The sequence below is a fragment of the Sulfuriferula sp. AH1 genome, from assembly GCF_002162035.1.
Taxonomy (GTDB): domain Bacteria; phylum Pseudomonadota; class Gammaproteobacteria; order Burkholderiales; family Sulfuriferulaceae; genus Sulfuriferula.
Window position 1 is genome coordinate 2,772,127 of sequence record NZ_CP021138.1, and the last position, 21,399, is coordinate 2,793,525.

A 21,399-nucleotide genomic window follows, 5' to 3' on the forward strand; every position below is an offset into this window, starting at 1 on the left:
CCCATGAAAACCACCTTTCTGGACTTTGAACAGCCCATCGCCGAATTGGAAGCCAAGATTGAAGAACTCCGCTGCGTGCAGGATGATTCAGCGCTGGACATTTCAAAGGAGCTCGTCCTGCTGCAAAAAAAGAGCGAGAAACTGACCCAGGATATTTACGCCAAGCTCACACCCTGGCAGATTTCCCAGGTAGCCCGGCATCCTCAGCGTCCTTATAGCCTGGATTATATCGGCGCACTCTTTTCCGATTTCGAAGAACTGCATGGCGATCGCGCTTTTGGCGACGACCACGCCATCATCGGCGGCATTGCACGCTTCAACGATCAAAGCATCATGATCATCGGCCATCAAAAAGGCCGCGACACCAAAGAAAAGATCTATCGCAACTTCGGCATGCCCCGCCCAGAAGGTTATCGCAAAGCGCTGCGCTTGATGCGCCTCGCGGAAAAATTCGGCATTCCGGTCATGACCTTCATCGACACCCCTGGCGCTTATCCCGGCATAGGCGCGGAAGAACGCGGCCAATCCGAGGCCATCGCCCGCAACTTGTATGTCATGGCAGAATTGCGCACGCCGATCATATGCACCGTTATCGGCGAAGGCGGCTCAGGCGGCGCACTGGCAATCGGTGTCGGCGATCAGGTCATGATGCTGCAATACTCGACTTACTCGGTCATTTCCCCCGAAGGCTGTGCATCTATTCTGTGGAAAAGCGCCGAAAATGCACCGATCGCAGCTGAAACCCTGGGCATCACCGCACCACGCCTGAAGTCATTCGGTCTTATTGACCGCATCATTCCCGAACCTGTCGGCGGTGCACACCGAGACCCGGCCGCGATGATGCATGCGATGAAATCGGCCCTGGAAGACACACTTGCCGACATGCAGAAGCAGCCTATCGACGCCTTACTCAAAACCCGCTACCAGCGTCTCATGAGTTATGGACGCTACAAAGACACCCCAGCCAAATAACCTTTATGCCGCATTTCGGGCGTGCGTGGCACAGCATGTAGCGCCCGAAACCCGTGTTTGTGTGGCCCTGAGCGGCGGCGTGGATTCAGTCGTATTACTCCATCTGTTCACGCAGCTGCGAACGGACTACCCAGTTATCCTGTCCGCCATTCATATCCATCACGGCCTCAGCCCGAATGCGGATCACTGGGCGCAGACTTGCCGGCAATTGTGTACCACACTGGATATTCCGTTACGGATTTGCAATATCAGTCTCGAACGCAGTGCGGATCTAGGTATCGAGGCAGCCGCGCGCCATGCCCGCTACGCGCAATTCCGGCAGCAGGATGTCGATTGTATCGCCCTGGCCCACCACCGCGACGATCAGGCCGAAACCCTGATGCTGCAGCTGTTGCGCGGCGCTGGCGTCAAAGGCCTGGCCGCCATGCCGGTAATCCGCCACCAGCCCCGCCAGCCAAGCTATTTGCGCCCTTTGCTCGACATCGACCGCAGCACCATTCTGGACTGGGCACACCGGCACCAATTGCACTGGATTGAAGACGAAAGCAATCGGGACAGCCGTTATGCCCGCAACTTTTTGCGTCATGAGATACTGCCTCTGCTCACTCAGCGTTATCCCGCCTGGCGGACGACGATGGCGCGCAGCGCGCAGAATCTGGCCGAAGCCGCCGAACTGCTCGACGAACTGGCACAGCTCGACGCAGCTCAAGCAATTCAGGCCCGACACATCAGCTGCGCTTATCTTGCCGACATCACGCCAGTACGCGCCCGCAACCTGCTACGTTATTTCCTCGCCATACACGGACTCACCATGCCCAGCCAGGCACGTCTGGCCGAAATGCTGCAACAATTAACCCACGCCGGTACAGACAGCCATGTCGCCATAGACCATGACAGTTATATCCTGCATCGTTTTCGGCACTATGGCTATCTGGTAAAAAAACGGACGATACCCGCCAGCAATAGTCGCTGGCACTGGCAAGGCGAGACACAGCTGGCGCTCCCGCCGCTGGGCGGAACTCTCCATTTCGAACGCGGCCCTGCCCCGGGCTGGATCTCGCCAAGCTACAGGATATCAACATCCGTCTTCGTCTCGGCGGGGAGATGTTCCGTCCCGATTGCCGTCGCCCCAACCGTCGCCTCAAGGACTTGTTGCAAGCCGCCAATATTCCCCCTTGGCAGCGCCAGCGCACACCATTGCTTTACAGCGGCGACACGCTCGTTCATGTACCCGCCATAGGGACAGCATGTGGCTGGCAAGCAGCGCCCGGCAGTCCTGCGCTGCATGTCACCTGGCAAATCGGCGACTGAGCATGGGCGAAAAAAAAGCACAACCGCAGTTGTGCTTTTTTAGCAGGCAGGCCATTACATACCAGCGTGATATGACAGCACGACCTCAACTTCATTTTTGGAACCCAGGATCACTGGCACGCGCTGATGCAAACCTTCGGGTTGCACATCCAGGATGCGCTGACGACCGGTGCTCGACAAACCGCCAGCCTGCTCAACGATAAAGCTCATCGGATTGGCTTCGTACATCAGACGCAGCTTGCCGGCTTTAGCCGGATCCTTGGTATCTTTAGGATACATAAAGATACCGCCACGGATAATTATGCGATGCACTTCCGCGACCATCGAAGCCACCCAGCGCATATTGAAATCGCGTCCGCGCGGACCAGTTTTCCCTGCTACGCATTCGCTGACATAACGCTGCACCGGCGCTTCCCAGAAACGCTGATTGGAAGCGTTGATGGCAAATTCCTTGGTGTCAGCCGGAATCATCATGTTCGGGTGGGTCAGCACGAACTCGCCGATATCGCTGTCCAGCGTAAAGCCATTTACACCGTGACCGGTAGTAATCACCAGCATGGTAGAAGAACCATACAGCGCGTAACCGGCTGCAACCTGCTTGGTACCTGGCTGCAGGAAGTCGGCGGCCACCGGATTGGTTGCGCTGCCTTCATAACGCAACACGGAGAAAATCGTACCTACCGAGATATTCACGTCAACGTTGGAAGAGCCATCCAGCGGATCGAACACCAGCAGATATTTGCCGTGCGGGTATTGCGCCGGGATATCGTAGACGTCGTCCATTTCCTCGGACGCCATGCCGGCCAGCTGGCCGCCACGCTCAGTGGTCTGCATGAAAATTTCGTTGGTGATCACATCCAGTTTCTTCTGGGTTTCGCCCTGGATGTTTTCTGACTCCAGGCTGCCCATCACCCCAACCAATGCGCCTTTGTTAACAGCATTGGAAATCACTTTACACGCGGTAACCACTTGCCCCATCAAAGCAAGCAAATCAGGATTATTGGTGTTGTTCTTACGCTGTTCATCAGCGAGAAATTGCGCAATGGTTGTGCCAATCTGCATGGGTTTAGCCTTTTTAGATAAAATGAATGGATAAATTATATCATGACGTTGGTCCAACATGAGACCTTTGCATGAGGCACTGATGCAGCTGTTTGCCGCTTGGGCAATGAATTGGGGCAGTTATTCTTTCGTGCTTAGCTGATCGCCGGGTGCAAATGTCCAGGTGCGGGTAATGACAACCACATCGGCCTTTTTGCGTACCTCTTCCGGAAATGGCGAATATGGCGCGGCCTGGCGCACGATGGCGACAGCAGCGGCATCCAGAATCCTGGAGCCCGAAGAACGGCTTACTTCGACATTATCCAGACTGCCATCGGCCTTGATTGACACCGTCAGCTGCAATTTGCCATAAATCTTTTGCTGGCGTGCCGCGTCCGGATAATTCTGGTTACCCACCCGCTCCACCTTGATCCGCCAATCCTCAATGTAACGGGCAAACACGTATTCCTGGGCGCTGGCACCAATAAACATCTTGCGCGGACGCTTTTGATAAGCATCGTACTCCTTGGAGATGCGTGCCTCCAGTTTTGCCATCTCCAGACTGCGCTCCAGCAGATTGCCTGTGGCCGATTTTGCATCCATCGTTTTTTCCGGCGCATCCGGTTGCGGCTGACCATTATCCAGACTGTAATTCGACTTGAGCTGGGTCATGATCTTGCGGCTTTCCGCCTCCAGCAGCTTCACGCGCTGCTGGGCGGCTTCTGTCTCGGATTGGCGCTGGTCGTGCAACATTGCAGGCAAAGGGCTTTTGGCCCGGCGATCTGCATCGGTATTGCCCCCGCCATCGAGGTTGCTTTGCGCCAATGCATCGGCCTTACGTGGACGCGCAGCCGATTTGCTGTTTACCAGTACCACTTCCAATGGCGGGGTGAAGAAATTCTGCTCACTCACTTCCGGCAGTTTGAATGTCAGACTCAATGCAGCCGCATGCAAAAAAAACGATACGAGCAGAGCAACCACAAACGCCACGGGCAGGCGCAACATCGCAGCTAGATCGTAAAGTGGCTTGAGTGCATTCATGCGTTTTATTCTAACCCGGAATCGCCACCCGCGGGCGCGGTATCGTTATCCGGCACCGACTTGTTGAGGAAAGTACAACTCAATTCGACATCGAGCAAGTCAACCTCGTCTATCGACAGATTCACCTGACTGCCTGCGGCCAGCTCGGGCAAGGATGGCACTCTGGTAATAAAGGGCAAACCCTCCAGGCGAACCAGATTTTCCTTGATCACACTGGCACGAATACGGCTGACATTCTCCTGCTGCAACCAGCGCAAGCACCAGTAGCGTTCCATTTTTCGCTGGAACTCATTGTAGGCATCGTATGCCAGTTCAAAATCACGCAATACGGTATATAGCGTGTCCGATTTCGGCGGGTATGGCGGCGGCGCTTCCTGCGCCAGCGCGATGACCTGACGCTGATTAATCAAATCGACATAACGACGCAACGGGGAACTCGCCCAAGTGTACTGCGCCACTCCCAGACCGACATGCGGCGCCGGTTTGGTGCTCATCTTGACCTTGCCGTTCTGCTGCGTGCGATACAACGCCATGGTACCGGTATCCGCCAGCCATTTACCCCATTCCGCGTTCACAAAGATCATTAATTCCGACACCACCCGATCGATCGGATTGCCGCGCAGCCGGTCGGTAATGGTCACACGATCATTTTCCACCTTGAAGTTATAATCCACCCGCTGCGGCAGTTTTGGGTCCGGCGTTTTGCCCCGCGCAGCTTCCAGTGCGCCGGAAAAATGCCACAGCATAGTCAGTTCGGCTTGATGGGCGTAGGTTCCGCTGCCTGCCGTTAAATTCTCGTGATTAAAATGCCCTTCCAGCAGTTCATGGCGCAGATTGGCGGCGATATGCACACTTTCCACACGCGTCGCATGGCTAACCACCTGCCATGCCCCATCAGTCACTTCGATATACATCGACAAGGCAGGAGCGGTACGCCCCTCGCTCAAGGTGTAATCGGCTATGGCGGCATCCGGCAGCATCGTGATCTTGCCGCCCGGATAATAAACGGTCGACAAACGCTGGGCGGCGATCTGGTCCAGTCTGGATGCAGGTGCAATTCCCAACGCAGGCGCCGCTATGTGTACACCCACTTGCCAATTGCCATTCGCCAAGCGCAGCACAGAGAAGGCATCATCTATTTCCGTGGTTGCGGCATCATCTATGCTGAACGCACTGACTTCTGCCATCGGCAAATCAGGGATGGCTGACAATGCCTCGACTTCGGCAAAGCCGATACCACACGGAAAATGCTCGCGTAAAAATAATTGCAAATGGTAATCATGACTGGAGGCGATCGCGCCGCACCGGTCGAGCAGTTTCAGCGGCGTTAAGCCGGTATGCTTGCATGCCGCATCCAGCGCTTTCCACATCAGATGGTTTTTATCGGGCGCATAGAGTAATTGCGCTACATGCTCGCGCAGATCGGCCGGTAAGCTGAATGCCGTCAGCTCGGCAACATACGCTGCCAGCTGCTCGGCTTCGCGCTGTCTACGCTCAACGCCGGCCTTGGCCGCAGTCAGCGCTTCGGCAGGAGCCGATTTATACCGCCCCCGGCCCTTCTTGTAGAAGTGCATAGGCGATTCGTGCAAACGCATCAGAATACCTGCAGATTCAGTCGGTGTCGGCACATGCCCGAAATAGTCGGCGGCCAGATCGCCAAAACCGAACTCTTCCTGACTGGCGACCTCCCATAGAAAATCGGCATCCGCCTCATCCCGTATGCTCTGGGCTGCTGCGATGAACTCGGCCGGGGCCGGTGCTGCAAAACGCATCATCACGTTAATGACTTTCACTTTGACACGCTTGCCGTGCTGGCTGTCGACTTGTAACGAGGTCTCGTTATCAGTAATTATGGTTCCGGCCTTGAACTGGCCATCTTCTTCGTAGAGTAAATACATGATGGGTAACCGCGCAAGCGCGCATAAACGATGCGGCTAGAATGCCAGAATCGTGGGAATATATTGTGTAAAAGATTGAAATCCGTGGTCGCCACCTGGCACCACTATTTGACGACTGTCGGCATAATAAGCAACTGCATCACGATAATCCAGCACTTCGTCCCCGGTTTCGGCCAGCAACAGCAAGTTTTCCGGATGTTCCACTTGCGGCAAATCCAGAGCCGCCAGCTCATCCAGATGCTGTTGGGTAAACTGATAGATTTCGCCGCTGCTATAGTTTTTTTGTTCGCCGAGTTCGTCCGCCAGCAATAAATGCGCATGCACGGCAGGGTTAACCAGTGCAGCCTTTACGCCGAACTGCTCCGCCAGCCAGGTTGCATAAAAACCGCCCAACGAACTGCCAACGAGTTTTGCGCCATCGTGTTTTTGCAGCAAATCGCTCAGCATTGCGATAGCCTGAACCGGGCGATGGGGCAGATCCGGGCACAGAAACACCTGCGACTGTCCCAATCGCGTAAAATATCCCTGCAACTCACGAGCCTTGGACGAAGCACTGCCGCTGTTGAAACCATGTACGTAAATCAGCATGCCGTTCAATTGCTCGAAATACGATCCAGGCGCATGGCGGCGACCTTGCTGGCAGTTCGCTGTTCCAGCCATTCCTTGATACGTTTGGCATCGCTGATCCGGCCATATTTGCCAGAAGCATCGAGCAGCACGATGATCACCGGGGTTTGTGCGATTTTCGCCTGCATCACCAGGCAATGCCCGGCTTCATTGATAAACCCGGTTTTGGACAGGCCGATGTCCCATTTGTCGTCACGCACCAGCTGATTGGTATTATGAAACGCGACCGTGCGGGTCACACTACGCCAGTTCTGCTTATGCTTGTAACGTACTTTCACTCTGCCGGTACTGGAGATTTCATAGTTTCCCGTGGTGGTAATTTCATGTATGGTTGGGTAGCGTACGGCGGCTTGCACCATCTTTGCCAAATCCGCCGCTGTAGATTGATTGTTGCTGGATAAACCGGTGGAATCCTCAAACGAGGTATGTGCCATGCCCAGACTGCGCGCCTTGCGATTCATCGCCGCAATAAAACTGTCCTTTCCCCCCGGATAATTGCGGGCCAACGCCGATGCCGCACGATTTTCCGAGGCGATCAGCGCCAGATGCAGCATTTCACCGCGGCTTAACCGGGTGCCGACTGGCAATCGCGAACTGGAATGGCGCAGCGTATCCACATCTGCCTGGGTAATTTCAAGCATTTCGTCCATATCCAAATGGGCATCCAGCACTACCATCGCCGTCATTAACTTGCTAATCGATGCGATAGGCGTTTCCATATCAATGTTTTTTTGATATAAAGGCTGACCGTCATTTTGATTTAATACCAATACCGATAATGCACTTAAATGGGGCAGACCAGCGCTTTCGGGCTCGATGAACTCAGCCTGTTGTAACGCATGATGATGTCGCTCGGCAGCATTTGCATTTATCGCTACCGCAGCAGCAAACGCGGCAAACAGCAGGGTGTAACGAAACGGGATATTCATGGGGCTTTACCTTGAGCTTAGCATTAGTCCAAATATAGCAAAAATATAACAAGTTGGCGCGATTAGTTAAGGAAGTTTTTAACTTTTCTACGCTGAAGCTACAACAATACAATCGATGGTAGACTGCCTTGAAGATTTATAGTTTGTTACTGATCATCGTCGGCATAGTGTGTATGCTGCGATCCAGCGGCTATGCCCGCATATTGCTAAAAGATGAACATACCCGCAACCTGGCCGGATGGCGCCTGTTATTCGGCTTTGTCATCATGTTCATCGCAGGCTATATCGGTTACGGCCTGACCTTGGTGGCTCGCCCTGCCGCTCCGGTAGATATTGTGGTATCCGCCGTATTTTTCGGGGGTGGATTGTTTGTCCTGGTTACCATGCATGTCAGCGTACAGACTTTGCACTACGTACGCGAAATCATGAAACGCGAACGCCACGGCTGGCTCCACGACAGCCTGACCAATCTGCCCAATCGCCGCCTGTTGATGGAACGCATAGACCAGGCCATCACCATCGGCAATCTCACCAAAAAACCCATTGCGATCATGATCATGGACCTCAACCGGTTCAAGGAAGTCAATGATACACTGGGGCATCATTACGGCGACGAATTACTGATCGCATTATCGCAGCGTTTGCAAGGCATCGCCAGCCCATCCTGCATGGTTGCCCGCATGGGCGGGGATGAGTTCGGCTTTGTACTCGAATCCACCAGCAAAAAGGAAGCCATCAGCTTCTCCAAGCATGTACTGACGATGGTAGATGAACCTTTCGCCATCGACGGCCATAAACTCAGCATCGGCGGCAGTATCGGTATCGCCATGTACCCCGAACACGGGGACATCACCCAGCAGTTGCTGCAACATGCCGATGTCGCCATGTATGCCGCCAAACATGCGGGCAGCGGTTACGTCATGTATGCAGCAGGCATCAATGAATCCAGTCTGAGCAATCTGAATCTCATCGCGATACTCAAACACCCCGACCTCAAAAACCAGTTAAGCATCCACTATCAGCCCAAAATCAATCTGAGAGACGGCGTCGCCTGCGGCCTGGAAGCGCTGGTACGCTGGAATCATCCGGTACTCGGCAGCGTTCCTCCGGACCAGTTCATTCCGATTGCGGAGCGCATCGGCGTCATGAAACAAATCACCTTTGCGGTACTGCACAGTGTCCTGGCACAACTCGAAGAATGGCACGCACTGGGTCTGAACATCAAAGTCGCCGTCAATCTGTCGATGCGCAATTTAAGCGACGAAAGCCTGCCCGACGACATCGCCTCCGCCCTCAAGTCCTACAACATTCCGCCTTCCAGTTTAATTCTGGAAGTCACGGAAAGCAGCATGATGCTCAATCCCGAACTCGCCAATGCCACGCTCACCACTCTCAGTGAATTGGGCGTGCAATGCTCGATTGACGATTTCGGTACGGGCTACTCCTCTTTGGCCTATCTGAAAAGCCTGCCGGCAGCTGAAATCAAAATCGACAAATCATTCGTCACCAACATGACCACTGACGAAAACGATGCCATCATCGTTCATGCCACCATCGTCATGGCCCACAATATGGGCTATCGCGTTGTCGCCGAAGGGGTAGAGAACGCAGAAATACTCGAGTTGCTGCAAATTCTGGGTTGCGATATCGTACAAGGCTTCTATTTCAGCAAGCCCATGCCTGCCGCCAGTGTACCGGAATGGATAATCTGGCATAACAAACAAAGCCTGCGTTTTGTGAGCAGCCGACTGGCACTCCGTTAAGCTTCGACTGCGTTCGCAGTTAGCAAAGCCATCTGTGCAGCATCCAGATGGCACCACTCGCCTTCATCCAATCCCAATGCATCCAGCTCCAATCCGCCTATCGCCACCCTGCGCAATCCGGCGCAATGATTGCCGGCTGCAGCCAGCATGCGCTTGACCTGATGGTATTTTCCCTGCTCCAGGACGATCTCAAGCTGATACTCGCCGATTTGGCGGCAGGTTACCGCACGCAAAGACTCCGGCTCGTCATGCAGCCTCACCCCTGCCAGCAAAGCCGCCACCAGAGCGGCATTCACCGGCGAATGGGTGGTCGCCACATAGACTTTTGCAACGTGCCGCCGCGGCGAAGATTGCGCATGGATAAAAGCACCGTCATCCGACATCAGCAACAAGCCCGTAGTGTCGTGATCCAGACGACCTACCGGCTGCACATCGCGCCACGCAAACTGCTCCGGAAGCAACGTCAGCACGCCCGGATGGTGACTGGGTTTGCGGGAGCACTCAAAACCGGTCGGCTTGTTTAATACAATATACAGGTGCTCGCGATACATCCATTCGGTATCGAACAAGGTAAATTGCAACCTGTCAGTTGCAAACTTGCTACGATAATCAGTCACCACCTGACCGGCTATCGTGACGTTGCCCTCCGCAATTAATTCCCGGCAATATTTGCGGGTGCCAAAGCCTTGCGATTGGAGAATGCGATCCAGCGATAATGTATTCATTATACGACTCTACCAGAACCATGGCCTGATTTACCAGCCGGGATTCCTGCCGCTGCGCGCTCAATCAATACCGCTGTCAGACTTTGATATAAGTCCACCCACCTTGCAATCGATTTACAATTTCCTCGATCGCCGTCGGCGTCACCTGAGTGTGCGGCAACAGCTTTACCTTAACACCCTCTTTATCCAAACGGCGCATGGTTTGGTTACATGCCACAAAAATCACATTAGGGTGACTTTGGATCAAGCCGTTTATGCGTGCGGCGTAAGGCGTGACATCCGAGCGCAACATATTGAGCCCGTAGTGACTTGCAATCACCTCCACCTGCACCGGCTGTCCCAGCACCGCCTGATGCCGAGTCAGGTAATCGACGTCATCCAGCAGGGTTTTGAATTTGGCAGGATCGGCGGAATCCACATGCATCACGACTTTATGTATATCTTCCGACACCCCGGCCAGGCTGACCGGACGCAACGTACCAACAGGAAACGCGACATGCGGCTGCGGCTGTGCCTGCGCCACTTGCGCAGCCGGAGCAGACTGACTCCAGTCGTGCCCCAGCCAGCCCAGAGTCAATCCCAGAGCCAGCATCGCACCCGCCACCAGCGACCTCGGTACGTAAAACTGCCGCGCCCACTCTTTCCGCACTAATACCGGCAGCTCTGCATAGCCGTGCCGCACAAGCTCTTTGACAGCACGCAACTCGCAAACCTGCTGCGCCACTTCAGGATCAGCCTCAAACTCGGCGAACAAAGCGTCCTTCTCTGCAACATCCAGTTCGTCATCGACAAAAGCGTTTAGCTGTTCGTTTGAAATTTCCGGGCTCATTTCACTATCCTCAATACCGTACCTTTGGTAACAGGCGCCAATTCAATCAATGCTTCCTTCAGCGCCAAACGTCCCCTGCACAGTCGGCTCATCACTGTACCCACAGGAATCGCCAGAATCTCGGCAACCTGGTTGTAGCTGAATTCTTCCAGATCCACCAATGTCAGCACCTGACGCTGCCCTATCGGCAATAAGGCAATTGCCGCACGCACACGGTCCACTACCTGACTGCGCGAATTGATATGCTCTGGCGTCTCGTTATGGGCGTAAAGGTAGTCTTCCAGATCCTCCACATCCTGGAAATCCTTCTGGCAGCGCAGACAATCACGCCAGCAGTTATGCAAAATCTTGAACAGCCAGCTGTCCAGCTGGGCCGGATCACGCAGCTGATGCAGGTGCGACAGACCACGCGTAAGCGCCTCCTGTGCCAGATCATCTGCCAGCGTCCGGTCATGGCACCAGGAATAGGCGACACGATACAGGCGCGTCCGCCTTTCCTTGATCTGAGCGCTAATCCCGATGTTCACACCCACCAAATCCAATAAATTCATTATTTTAAACCCATCTCTATCCATCCACCTTAAATTAAGACGTACGTCCAGAATGTTTTATTCCATCAAAATTATTTATTTTTTATGATGGAATAATACCGGAATTCGATTCGTCTTTACTTAACGCACCTGATTACAAAACCGTGCACTTGGCTAATTACATCGTCTAACCGCAACAGGAGAAATGCATGGGCAACACAATCGCCAAACTACTTTCTACCACCATGGCGCTATTCAGTCTGGTGCTGGCCCCTCTGAGCCATGCAGCAGTCAAACCGGATGCAGAACCGATCAAAGTGGTTTATCACATTAACGATGCTTCGCGGGCCAGCGCGTTGCTCAAAAATGTGGAGAACCATTTGCGGGCGGCACCCGGCAGCAAGATAGCCGTAGTCGCTCACGGCAAGGGGATAGATTTCATGCTCAACAATGCCCAGGACGCGAACGGCAATCCCTACAACGTAATTATGGAAACATTGGCGCAGCAAGGAGTGGAGTTCAAGATCTGCAACAACACGCTTAAAAGCCGCAACCTGACCGCTGCCGATGTCGCCTACCCGGCCGTAGTCGTTCCGTCCGGCGTGGCTGAAATCGCCCGCCTGCAAGCAAAAGAGGGCTATGTCTATTTGAAACCTTAACCAGCTTCACCGTCCGACAACACAAGCAATTTTTAACAGGGGAAACACAATGAAGAAATACGCATTACCACTCGCCCTCCTCTCAGGATTGGCCATTTCCAACACCAGCCACGCTACCGACTGGATGTCAGTCCAAGGCCTGGAGCCTGCAAACGCACCGGCATACAAAATCTGGGGCTTTATACAACCGACCTACACCTATATCGATTCCAAACCCGTGACCGGATTGCAGGGTGCCGCCGCTACCTACAACAATCATCAGCAGATCCCGAACCTGGTTGGCCCGGATCTGGACAGCACCCAAAACATACAGCTGTTCCGGGCGCGCTTGGGTGTCAGAGGCAAATTAAAAGCCATCGACGACCGCATTAACTACTTCGTGCTCCTGGAAGCCGGTCGTAATGGCGTCACCCGCGACCAAAGCGTCGTTCTCAGCGATGCCTCCATGACCTTCAGCTACATTCCCGGCATGCACCTGCGCGCCGGCTTGTTCAAGCTGCCTACAGGCGAAGAGGCGTTGTCTGCGGTTCACGTTGCCTACAACTACATCAATTTCACCAACGTCACCGATGGCTTGCTCAATGAACGCGATATGACGCCAAAAGCCGCCATCCCCGGAACACCCGCCGGACTGGCCGCCGCCTCGGTAATGGGCAGCCTCAGCGGATTCCGCGACATCGGGGTAGAAGCATTCAACACCTTCCGCAAGAATCGCTGGGAGTTTGGTTACGCCGCGATGATTTCCAACGGCAACAATATCAATTTCATCACCGACAACAACCATGCCAAAGACTTCACCGGCAGACTGCAGGTCTCCTACATATTCAATGGCGCAGGCCCTAACCGTGAAGACGTCAACGCCTGGATCTGGCACCAGGAAGGTAAGCGCACGTTCGGCGGTACAGATTACAACCGCATGCGTGAAGGCACCGGCTTCAAATACCTAAAAGATAATCTGCGCTTCTCCGGCGAATATATGCGCGGCGCAGGCATGATCTACAATGGCCCGAACCCGCCATTCGTCGATATCCCGACGGATAGCACACCGGCTCCGGTCGATACCGTGGCGTTACAGGATTACAATAAGGCGGACGGCTGGTATCTGGAAGGCGGCTATCACTTCCTGCCAAAGTGGAGAGCCAACCTCAAATATGATGTGTATCATCGCCTGACCAACTCACAGCAAGCGGCAAACCAGCGCAACTTCAACACCTGGACAATAGGCGGCGAATACTTGCTCAACAAATCGACTCACTTCACCATGACTTATGAAATCCGCAAAGCTGAAGTGGCCAATCCGTCTGCACTCACTGGCGCAAACCTGAATAATGCGATGATCATTGCAAACAATCTGGGCAACCGTATCAGCCTGCAAATGACTCACATATTCTAATCAACCCGCACGGCAACGGCCTCGCTGTTGTCGTGCAATTTCTCCAGCAATCGAATCAAATCAGCACATCCTCAATCTCGAATAAACGACGGTATTCACGCATCGCATAACGATCAGTCATGCCGGCAATATAATCGGCAATCACCCGTGGCGTATCACTCTGCGGATGCGGCTGATGCTCGATCGGCAACAGCGCAGGCGTGCCCAGAAAAGCATCGAACAGGTCGGTCACGATACGCGCCGCTTTGGTAGTCATGCGTACCACGCGATAATGCCGGTACAGATGCTTGCGCAGGAACTGCTTGAGCGCCTGATTTTGTGCAGCCAGCTCCGGGCTGAAGCCGATCAGCTGCGGCGCAGCCCGAACCTCATCGGGGTGTCCGACGCCAGCCGCACGAATGTTCGCCTGGCTATGCGCAATCAGGTCCACCACCAGGGTATTGATCATGCGTCGTACCGTTTCATGGATGGTACGCCGCTCGCTCAATTGCGGATATCGCTCGCGCACCTGCGTCAGATGACCGGCAAACAGCTCGACCTGCTCCAGCTGCGCCAGCGTAATCAGCCCGGAACGCAAGCCGTCATCCACATCATGGTTATTGTAGGCGATTTCGTCGGCCAGATTGGCCACCTGCGCTTCCAGCGTAGGCTGTTGCTTGTGCAGGAAACGTTCGCCGACGTCGCCGAGCTGGCGCGCGTTTTCCAGAGAGCAGTGTTTCAATATACCCTCGCGGGTCTCGAAACATAAATTCAGGCCGTCGAATTCGGCGTAACGCTGCTCCAGCTTGTCGACCACGCGCAAGCTCTGCAGATTATGCTCGAAACCGCCGTAATCCTTCATGCAGGCATTCAGCGCATCCTGGCCGGCATGGCCGAACGGCGTATGCCCAAGATCGTGTGCCAGCGAAATCGCTTCCACCAGATCCTCGTTCAGTCCCAGCACCCGCGCAATGGAACGCCCGATCTGCGCGACTTCGAGACTATGGGTGAGACGGGTTCGGAACAGATCGCCCTCATGATTCACGAATACCTGGGTTTTGTATTCCAGCCGTCGGAATGCGCCGGAGTGGATGATGCGGTCGCGGTCACGCTGAAATTCGCCGCGCGTTGCGGCAGCAGGCTCTGCGTAGCGCCGCCCGCGCGACTGCGCATCGTTCGCGGCATAAGCCGCCAGATTAAATGGCGTGAACATGATATGTCAGCGCCGCAGTCAGATCAGCCTCCGGTACATCGGCGCTGACGAAGGCTGCGCCGATGCCGCGCAGCAATACGAAGCGGATGCGTCCACCTTCGACTTTCTTGTCCAACCCCATGTAATCCATATATTTCCCTGCTCCCAGATCCGGCGCGGTATCCGGCAAACCGGCGCGGCGATACAGCGCACGGACCCGTTCTACCTCGGTCGCGCTCATCAACCCCATGCGCCGTGACACATCGGCCGCCAGCACCGTACCCGCCGCCACCGCTTCGCCATGCAGCCAGTTGCCGTAACCCATTCCGGATTCGATCGCATGGCCAAAGGTATGACCGAGATTCAGCAGCGCGCGCAATCCTGCCTCGCGCTCGTCCTGTGCCACCACTTCGGCCTTGATCTCGCACGAGCGATAAACCGCATAGGCGATGCTGTCTTCATCCAGCGCCCGCAGCTTGTCGATATTGGCTTCCAGCCAGTCAAAGAACGCTGCGTCATAAATCAGCCCGTATTTGATCACTTCTGCCAGCCCGGCAGACAGCTCGCGTGCAGGCAATGTAGCCAACGTGCGCGTATCCGCCAGCACCAGCTGCGGCTGATAAAATGCGCCTATCATGTTCTTGCCCAGCGGATGATTGATGCCGGTCTTGCCGCCCACGGAAGAATCCACCTGCGCCAGCAACGTGGTCGGAATCTGGATGAACGGCACGCCGCGCAGATAACTTGCTGCAGCAAATCCGGTCAGGTCGCCGATGACGCCACCACCCAGCGCGATCAGCGTAGTCTTGCGCTCGCAGCGATGCGTGAGCAGCGCATCAAATATGCTGTTCAGCGTTTCCCAGGTTTTATATTGCTCACCGTCAGGCAGAACGATCGGCACCACCTCTACGCCATGCGCGACCAGACCAGCCGTCAATGTCGCCAGATACAATGGCGCCACCGTGGTATTGGTAATGACCGCTACGCGCTTCTGCGGCAAGTGTGCCACGATCAGCTGGGGCTGTTTAAGTAAATCCATACCGATATGGATGGGGTAGCTGCGACTACCGAGGGCGACAGTTAAGGTTTGCATCTTTATATAGTGACTTTGATTAAACAGGATAGTCCAATTATACCCAGCAAGTAGAAGGAATTGGACAGCTAATGCTAAACTACAGGCTTGTTTTATATTAAGGCAGTGCCATGAATTACTTCAAACACCACGTATTTTTCTGCACCAATCAGCGTGACGATGGCGCGAAATGTTGCGGCGCGTCCGGCGGTCAGGCCATGCGCGATTACGCCAAGAGGAAGATCAAGGCGCTGGACATGAACGGTGTCGGCAAATGCCGTATCAACAGCGCGGGATGCATGGACAGGTGCAGCGAAGGACCGTTGCTGGTGGTGTACCCGGAAGAAGTCTGGTACACCTTTGTTGACGAACAGGACATAGACGAAATCATCGAAGAGCATTTGCAGCACGGGCGTATCGTGGAACGTCTGCAACTAAAATGAAGCGCTCCAAATTACGCATCAAATCCGCCATCGGCCATATTGAAACCCTGGTCAACGACCCGGGCGATACGCGCCGCGGCCTCGCATTCATTGCCCACCCTCATCCATTGCATGGCGGCTCGATGGATAACAAGGTCGTGCAAAGCATCGCGCAAATTTGCCACGACCAGGGCTATGTCGCCGTACGCCCCAATTTCCGCGGGGTCGGCAGCAGCGACGGCGAATACACCGGCGGCAGCGGCGAAACTGAAGACATGCTGGCGGTGATCGCCTTCGTACGCAGCCATTACGATGCGACCCTGCCTATCGTACTGGCCGGATTTTCCTTCGGCGGTTACGTGCAACACCGCGTGGCGCAGCAAATGGCAGTGGATAAACTGCTGCTGATAGGCCCGGCAGTCAATCTGTATGAATTCGGCAGCGTACCTGCCAACACCACCATCATCCACGGCACCGAAGACGAAGTCGTGCCCTTTGCCGATGCGCAAGGCTGGGCGCAAAACCACAATGTCGCATTTAAACCCATTGCCGCAGCCGGACATTTTTTCCACGGCAAGCTGGCTGAACTCAAGATGGTCGCACTGGCAGCATGTCTATCATAAAGGTACGTAATTTAACCAAGCATTACGGCGGCGCCGAAGTCGTGCGCGGCCTGGACCTGGATATCAAACGCGGCGAATGTTTCGGCTTGCTTGGCCCTAACGGCGCAGGCAAAACCACGACGCTCAAGATGCTGCTGGGGCTGATCACGCCGGATGCAGGCGAAATCCGCATACTGGACCAGACCATCCCGCTGCAAGCGCGACAAGCGCGACTGCGCATCGGCGTAGTGCCGCAAATGGACAATCTCGACCCCGACTTTACCGTTGCCGAAAACCTGCTGATATATGGACGTTATTTCGGCATGGCCGATGATCTGATCAACAGCCGCATCCCCGGTTTGCTGGAATTCGCCGGGCTTGCCAGCAAGGCCGACACCAAGATCACCACTCTGTCGGGCGGCATGAAGCGCCGCCTTACCCTGGCTCGCGCTCTGGTCAACGACCCCGAACTCATCGTCCTCGACGAACCCACCACGGGACTCGATCCGCAAGCGCGTCATGTCATCTGGCAGGGACTGCGCCGGCTGATCCATCAGGGCAAGACCATCCTGCTCACTACCCATTTCATGGAAGAAGCCGAGCGGCTGTGCGACAACCTGGTGATACTGGATCACGGCAAAGTCATCGCCGCCGGCAATCCCCGCGACCTGATTGCCGCGGAGATCGAGCCCGGCGTCGTCGAAATTTACGGCGAGCAGGTCGATGAATGGGCCAGACAATACGGCGCAGCCTGGTGCACCCGCCATGAAATCACCGGCGAAACCCTGTTCTGCTACACCCATGACGGCAACAGCCTGATCGCGCATTTGCGCGAACAATGCGAATTGCGCTATGTACAGCGCCCTTCCAATCTGGAAGACGTGTTCCTGAAATTTACCGGACGTGAGTTACGCGACACATGAACTACTTTGGCCACCCTCAACTGTCATGGCGCTTCATTCCGGTGTGGCGGCGCAATTTCCTGGTCTGGAAAAAACTGGCCGGCCCCAGCATCCTCGGCAATCTGGCCGACCCGATGTTTTACATGCTCGGTTTCGGCTATGGCCTGGGCAGCCTGATCCCGCAAGTGGGCGGCGCCAGTTATATGGCCTTTCTGTCGGCGGGTACCATCTGCTACTCCACGATGAACAGCGCCACCTTCGAAGTGCTGTATTCCGGCTTCTCGCGCATGCACGTGCAAAAAACCTGGGAAGCCATCCTCAATGCGCCGCTGACGCTGGATGACGTGATGTTTGCCGAACTGAGCTGGGGCGCATCCAAGAGTCTGCTGTCCGGACTGGCGATACTTGCGGTGATCTGGGCGCTCGGCCTGCAGCAGAACTGGCTGCTGAGCCTGTGGGTGATCCCGGTGGTGGTCCTCATCGGCCTCACCTTCTCCGCGATGGGGCTGGTGATGACCGCGCTGTCGCCCAGTTACGATTTCTTCATGTACTACTTTACGCTGGTCATCACCCCGATGGTGCTGCTGTGCGGCGTATTCTATCCGGTAGAGCGCATGCCCGAGATTCTGCAAAATGTCGCGGCGGTGCTGCCGCTATCGCACGCCATCAATCTGGTGCGCCCGCTGATACTCGGTCATATTCCAACCGCCATCACTACCCATATCGCCGCGATGCTAGCCTGGGCCGGTGTCAGTTACTGGCTGGCAGTCGGGCTGACGCGACGCAGGATACTGAAATAATCGATTCGCAATGCCGGATTATTGCTGAAAATACTGACACCAGCCATGCGGATTGATATCGCCTTCAACCAACCTGCATGCGCCATTGCCCTTTCCTGATTTGACGGCAATATAATGCACGCAGTCATCGCAATCGGGCTTGCCTTTCAGGTGAATTTCATAATGCGCACTCGCCTTTGTCATCTTGGCCGCAGCGGCATCTCTTATTAGCACCGTGGGAATAATAGATATCCCCGCCAGCGAAGCTGATGTTTTTAAAAGATCACGACGCGACACCACCCGGTTTTTGATTTTATCCATAGCACCCCCCTAGACCAATTTCATTAATATCTTATTTCCCAAAATCAAACAAAGGCATCAAATCACCTAGCGCCGGACGATTTAGCGGTATGTAAGGATTCTTTTTATTGGATACAGGATTCGGCAGGTTATCGCGGCTACGCTGCGACAGCGTCGGCAAATTCCAGTTACGTTCAATAAATTTGGCGATGGAAGCATGGTCATAATAGGTATGATCGACTGCCCCCTTGCGCGCATAAGGCGAAACAGCGATCATCGGCACCCGCGTACCGTCACCGAAGAAATCCAGGAATTGCACATATCCGGAATCATAGTAGCCGCCACCTTCGTCAAACGTGATAAGAATGGCCGTCTTTTTCCACAATGCCGGATTGGCTTTGACCCGGTCGACCACATCCTTGACCAGTTCTTCAAAGCCGGTTTCCATCGCATAGCCGGGGTGACCGGAAATACTGTCATAGGTCGAAATAAAAGTAACTGCCGGGAAGTGTCTGGCATCTTTTACATCCACATAAAACTGTTGCAGATCCAGCAGCCTGTTCTGGTCAGCACCTGTCATGGTCGACTTGAAGAATGTCAACGGGTCGCACATGCCGCAATATTCCCTGTCAACTTTTTTACCATCATTACGCCCGCCGCTGTACCACTTCCACGACAGTCCCGCCGCGCTCATGGTATCGCCAATAGTCGGCATGACCTGGGGTGGCAGCAACCATTTATCGTGTCCCAACGTAATCGACTGAAGATTCGCCGTATAGGATGGATCAAGATTGTTAACCATGTAATAGGTGCCTGGCTCACAGTTGCCATTATTGAACGGACGATAAGGCAAACTGTTCAGATAATGCTGGATGGGTGCGACTCCATCGGCAGCCTGATCTGCGCACTGCACATAAACGCCGCCGTTTTCCACGAGCTGCTTGCCATTTTTGAGCAATTGCAATCGCAATATCTGCTCGACAGGAGGCACGGCTTTCTTGCCGTTCTCGGTATGAATAGCCACATCAGCCGCTACGATAGCCACATAATTTGCGGCGGTTCCTCCGAGAATTGCCTGATGATAGTTATCGGCAATCGCGTAACGCTCGGCCAGCTGTCTGAAATACGGCGCATCCCCCTGAGCCATGTTGTAAAAACCCATGGCCACAGCACCCTGATGGGTAGGTACCGACTCGACTGCGTTAATATCGTTTCCACGATAAAAACCGAAATTTTCCGCCGTCCATACAAACAAGTCGCTGGCCCCGCCATTCACCTGCTGCCACATCTGAAAAAACCGGTGAATCGGATCGCCCGTATGCGCGCCGGCACTTACATAAGTGGTGATCTGAAACGGCCCGTTTGCCAACTCGGCCGGGAACCGGGAATCCGGTACGCCTTGTTGCTGGCCTACAGCCCCGGAAGCATAGGGCTGTGGCAATATACGGTAGCTTCCGGTGATAGGCGGCGTCGGGCTATAACCTTTGCTCATGTCCGCCGTTTTCTGGGCAGCCAAATGGTAATTTGGTCCCGGAGTTCCGTCCTCACGCACAATGCCTGCGGAAAGAAGGTTCCTGATCGATTGCCCATTTGGAGTTTTATAAACACCGTATAGATTATCGAACGAACGATTCTCACCCACTACGACTATCACATGCTCGATGGGAGTAGTCGCTTTGGGTGCAGCACCCGCGTGCAGCGGCAGCATGCCAATGACTGCAGCCGTGGTAACGGCAAAGCGTGACAGCATGATAAATCCTCACATTGATGGCTGCAGCCGGGTCACTTTAACGTGCGCCCAGCAAGGTCAGGGTAATCAGTTTCATCTGATTGGTTACTTCTTCTGCTTTGGCATTGAAATAGTTGTAGAACAACATCGCATACATGGCGATGAAAATGCCCACGCCGGTAGCGTACAGGGCCGTACCAATGCCGCGGCTGACGGCGGCCGGATCGGCGGCAACATTGCCTGACGACAAACTGTAGAAGGCATCAATAATGCCCAGTATGGTACCTAGCAGACCCAACAGAGGGGATAGCGTAATGATCGTATCCAGTATCCATAACCGGGAAATAACGGTGGGCTGCTTTTCCACATAAATCGACTGGGCGATGTATTCCATCTGCTCATGCCCATGATTTTCCTGCGACGCTTCAACCACTTCGCAAATCGCTTTTGCCTGAGGGCTCTTGTGATCCTTGAAAACATCCAGTATTTCGCCATGCAGGCTTTTATCGTGCAGGTGGCTGCGAATGAAACCCACTACATCCTTGCCTTCGCGCAAAGTCGCTGCGAAGTAAATAAATCGTTCGATAATTACATAGGTAGCAAGCAGAATCACCGCTACCATGATGTACATAACAATGTCGTGTATCTGTGTGAACGTCATAACAAATTCCTTGAAAAAACCGGAACCCGAACGGGTTCCGGTC

The 21,399-nt window shown here is 54.5% G+C and carries 22 protein-coding genes and 1 pseudogene; 10 read left to right on the forward strand and 13 right to left on the reverse strand.

The window, feature by feature from the left end; all coding sequences use genetic code 11:
• Positions 1-3: 3 nt before the first annotated feature.
• From CAP31_RS13940 to tilS (CAP31_RS15340), 3 genes and pseudogenes are all read left to right on the forward strand, one after another.
• Positions 4-972 carry an acetyl-CoA carboxylase carboxyltransferase subunit alpha gene (locus tag CAP31_RS13940; RefSeq protein WP_087448085.1) on the forward strand — a complete coding sequence of 323 codons (969 nt, stop codon included), beginning with the start codon at positions 4-6 and terminating at the stop codon, positions 970-972.
• Positions 941-1,882 (forward strand): annotated as a pseudogene (gene tilS, locus CAP31_RS13945) (tRNA lysidine(34) synthetase TilS); the annotation flags it as partial. The gene CAP31_RS13940 and the pseudogene tilS (CAP31_RS13945), both read left to right, overlap by 32 nt.
• A 194-nt stretch (positions 1,883-2,076) precedes the next feature.
• Positions 2,077-2,283 (forward strand): tRNA lysidine(34) synthetase TilS, encoded by a 207-nt coding sequence (gene tilS, locus CAP31_RS15340; protein WP_087448087.1) that lies wholly within the window; start codon positions 2,077-2,079, stop codon positions 2,281-2,283.
• A gap of 54 nt (positions 2,284-2,337) precedes the next feature.
• On the opposite strand, the gene CAP31_RS13955 is transcribed toward tilS (CAP31_RS15340), so the two are convergent.
• The 5 genes from CAP31_RS13955 to pbpG all read right to left on the reverse strand — a co-directional run bounded on the left by CAP31_RS13955 (position 2,338) and on the right by pbpG (position 7,819).
• Complete coding sequence (locus tag CAP31_RS13955) at positions 2,338-3,345, reverse strand: class 1 fructose-bisphosphatase (protein ID WP_087448407.1); 1,008 nt, start codon at positions 3,343-3,345, stop codon at positions 2,338-2,340.
• A gap of 120 nt (positions 3,346-3,465) precedes the next feature.
• Complete coding sequence (locus CAP31_RS13960) at positions 3,466-4,365, reverse strand: energy transducer TonB (RefSeq protein ID WP_087448088.1); 900 nt, start codon at positions 4,363-4,365, stop codon at positions 3,466-3,468.
• 5 nt (positions 4,366-4,370) lie between these two features.
• Positions 4,371-6,263: a ribonuclease catalytic domain-containing protein gene (locus tag CAP31_RS13965; protein WP_087448089.1), complete on the reverse strand. Its 1,893-nt coding sequence runs from the start codon at positions 6,261-6,263 to the stop codon at positions 4,371-4,373.
• A 36-nt stretch (positions 6,264-6,299) separates the two neighbouring features.
• On the reverse strand, positions 6,300-6,923 hold the full coding sequence (locus CAP31_RS13970; RefSeq protein WP_223247296.1) for a YqiA/YcfP family alpha/beta fold hydrolase: 624 nt from the start codon (positions 6,921-6,923) through the stop codon (positions 6,300-6,302).
• Positions 6,857-7,819: a D-alanyl-D-alanine endopeptidase gene (pbpG, locus tag CAP31_RS13975; protein ID WP_087448091.1), complete on the reverse strand. Its 963-nt coding sequence runs from the start codon at positions 7,817-7,819 to the stop codon at positions 6,857-6,859. Before pbpG ends, CAP31_RS13970 begins: the two co-directional genes overlap by 67 nt.
• A 173-nt stretch (positions 7,820-7,992) precedes the next feature.
• Between pbpG and CAP31_RS13980 the strand changes: the two genes are divergently transcribed.
• Entirely contained in the window at positions 7,993-9,582 is a 1,590-nt protein-coding gene (locus tag CAP31_RS13980; RefSeq protein ID WP_157662763.1) for a bifunctional diguanylate cyclase/phosphodiesterase, read from the forward strand.
• Here the strand turns inward: CAP31_RS13980 and CAP31_RS13985 are convergent.
• From CAP31_RS13985 to CAP31_RS13995, 3 genes are all read right to left on the reverse strand, one after another.
• Positions 9,579-10,307, reverse strand: a complete 729-nt coding sequence (locus tag CAP31_RS13985; RefSeq protein ID WP_087448093.1) for a pseudouridine synthase — start codon at positions 10,305-10,307, stop codon at positions 9,579-9,581. The genes CAP31_RS13980 and CAP31_RS13985 overlap by 4 nt on opposite strands.
• Positions 10,308-10,383: 76 nt before the next feature.
• Entirely contained in the window at positions 10,384-11,136 is a 753-nt protein-coding gene (locus tag CAP31_RS13990; protein ID WP_087448094.1) for a hypothetical protein, read from the reverse strand.
• A complete protein-coding gene (locus CAP31_RS13995) occupies positions 11,133-11,687 on the reverse strand; it encodes an RNA polymerase sigma factor (protein WP_087448095.1) in 555 nt (184 codons plus the stop codon). Before CAP31_RS13995 ends, CAP31_RS13990 begins: the two co-directional genes overlap by 4 nt.
• A gap of 188 nt (positions 11,688-11,875) precedes the next feature.
• Here CAP31_RS13995 and CAP31_RS14000 point away from each other — a divergent pair, with 188 nt between their 5' ends.
• Together CAP31_RS14000 and CAP31_RS14005 are read left to right on the forward strand one after the other, a co-directional pair.
• Positions 11,876-12,325 carry a DsrE family protein gene (locus tag CAP31_RS14000; protein WP_223247297.1) on the forward strand — a complete coding sequence of 150 codons (450 nt, stop codon included), beginning with the start codon at positions 11,876-11,878 and terminating at the stop codon, positions 12,323-12,325.
• A 49-nt stretch (positions 12,326-12,374) separates the two neighbouring features.
• Positions 12,375-13,718 carry a hypothetical protein gene (locus CAP31_RS14005; protein WP_087448096.1) on the forward strand — a complete coding sequence of 448 codons (1,344 nt, stop codon included), beginning with the start codon at positions 12,375-12,377 and terminating at the stop codon, positions 13,716-13,718.
• Between the two features lie 55 nt (positions 13,719-13,773).
• Here CAP31_RS14005 and CAP31_RS14010 read toward each other — a convergent pair whose 3' ends face one another.
• Entirely contained in the window at positions 13,774-14,910 is a 1,137-nt protein-coding gene (locus CAP31_RS14010) for a deoxyguanosinetriphosphate triphosphohydrolase (RefSeq protein ID WP_087448097.1), read from the reverse strand.
• A complete protein-coding gene (gene aroB / locus CAP31_RS14015) occupies positions 14,894-15,982 on the reverse strand; it encodes a 3-dehydroquinate synthase (protein WP_087448098.1) in 1,089 nt (362 codons plus the stop codon). Before aroB ends, CAP31_RS14010 begins: the two co-directional genes overlap by 17 nt.
• Positions 15,983-16,092: 110 nt before the next feature.
• Between aroB and CAP31_RS14020 the strand changes: the two genes are divergently transcribed.
• The 4 genes from CAP31_RS14020 to CAP31_RS14035 are packed head-to-tail and all read left to right on the forward strand — an operon-like array spanning position 16,093 to position 18,687.
• Positions 16,093-16,404, forward strand: coding sequence for a ferredoxin (locus CAP31_RS14020; RefSeq protein ID WP_087448099.1), 312 nt, complete (start codon positions 16,093-16,095; stop codon positions 16,402-16,404).
• Positions 16,401-17,006, forward strand: coding sequence for an alpha/beta hydrolase (locus CAP31_RS14025; protein ID WP_087448100.1), 606 nt, complete (start codon positions 16,401-16,403; stop codon positions 17,004-17,006). The genes CAP31_RS14020 and CAP31_RS14025 overlap by 4 nt, the downstream gene beginning before the upstream one ends.
• Positions 16,994-17,908 (forward strand): ATP-binding cassette domain-containing protein, encoded by a 915-nt coding sequence (locus CAP31_RS14030; protein ID WP_189836622.1) that lies wholly within the window; start codon positions 16,994-16,996, stop codon positions 17,906-17,908. The genes CAP31_RS14025 and CAP31_RS14030 overlap by 13 nt, the downstream gene beginning before the upstream one ends.
• Entirely contained in the window at positions 17,905-18,687 is a 783-nt protein-coding gene (locus CAP31_RS14035; protein WP_087448101.1) for an ABC transporter permease, read from the forward strand. The genes CAP31_RS14030 and CAP31_RS14035 overlap by 4 nt, the downstream gene beginning before the upstream one ends.
• A gap of 18 nt (positions 18,688-18,705) precedes the next feature.
• On the opposite strand, the gene CAP31_RS14040 is transcribed toward CAP31_RS14035, so the two are convergent.
• From CAP31_RS14040 to CAP31_RS14050, 3 genes are read right to left on the reverse strand one after another with little or no spacing between them, the layout of a single operon-like run.
• A complete protein-coding gene (locus CAP31_RS14040; protein WP_087448102.1) occupies positions 18,706-18,987 on the reverse strand; it encodes a high-potential iron-sulfur protein in 282 nt (93 codons plus the stop codon).
• Between the two features lie 31 nt (positions 18,988-19,018).
• Positions 19,019-20,716, reverse strand: a complete 1,698-nt coding sequence (locus CAP31_RS14045; protein ID WP_087448103.1) for an alkaline phosphatase family protein — start codon at positions 20,714-20,716, stop codon at positions 19,019-19,021.
• 37 nt (positions 20,717-20,753) lie between these two features.
• Positions 20,754-21,356 (reverse strand): MotA/TolQ/ExbB proton channel family protein, encoded by a 603-nt coding sequence (locus tag CAP31_RS14050; RefSeq protein ID WP_087448104.1) that lies wholly within the window; start codon positions 21,354-21,356, stop codon positions 20,754-20,756.
• Positions 21,357-21,399 lie beyond the last annotated feature (43 nt).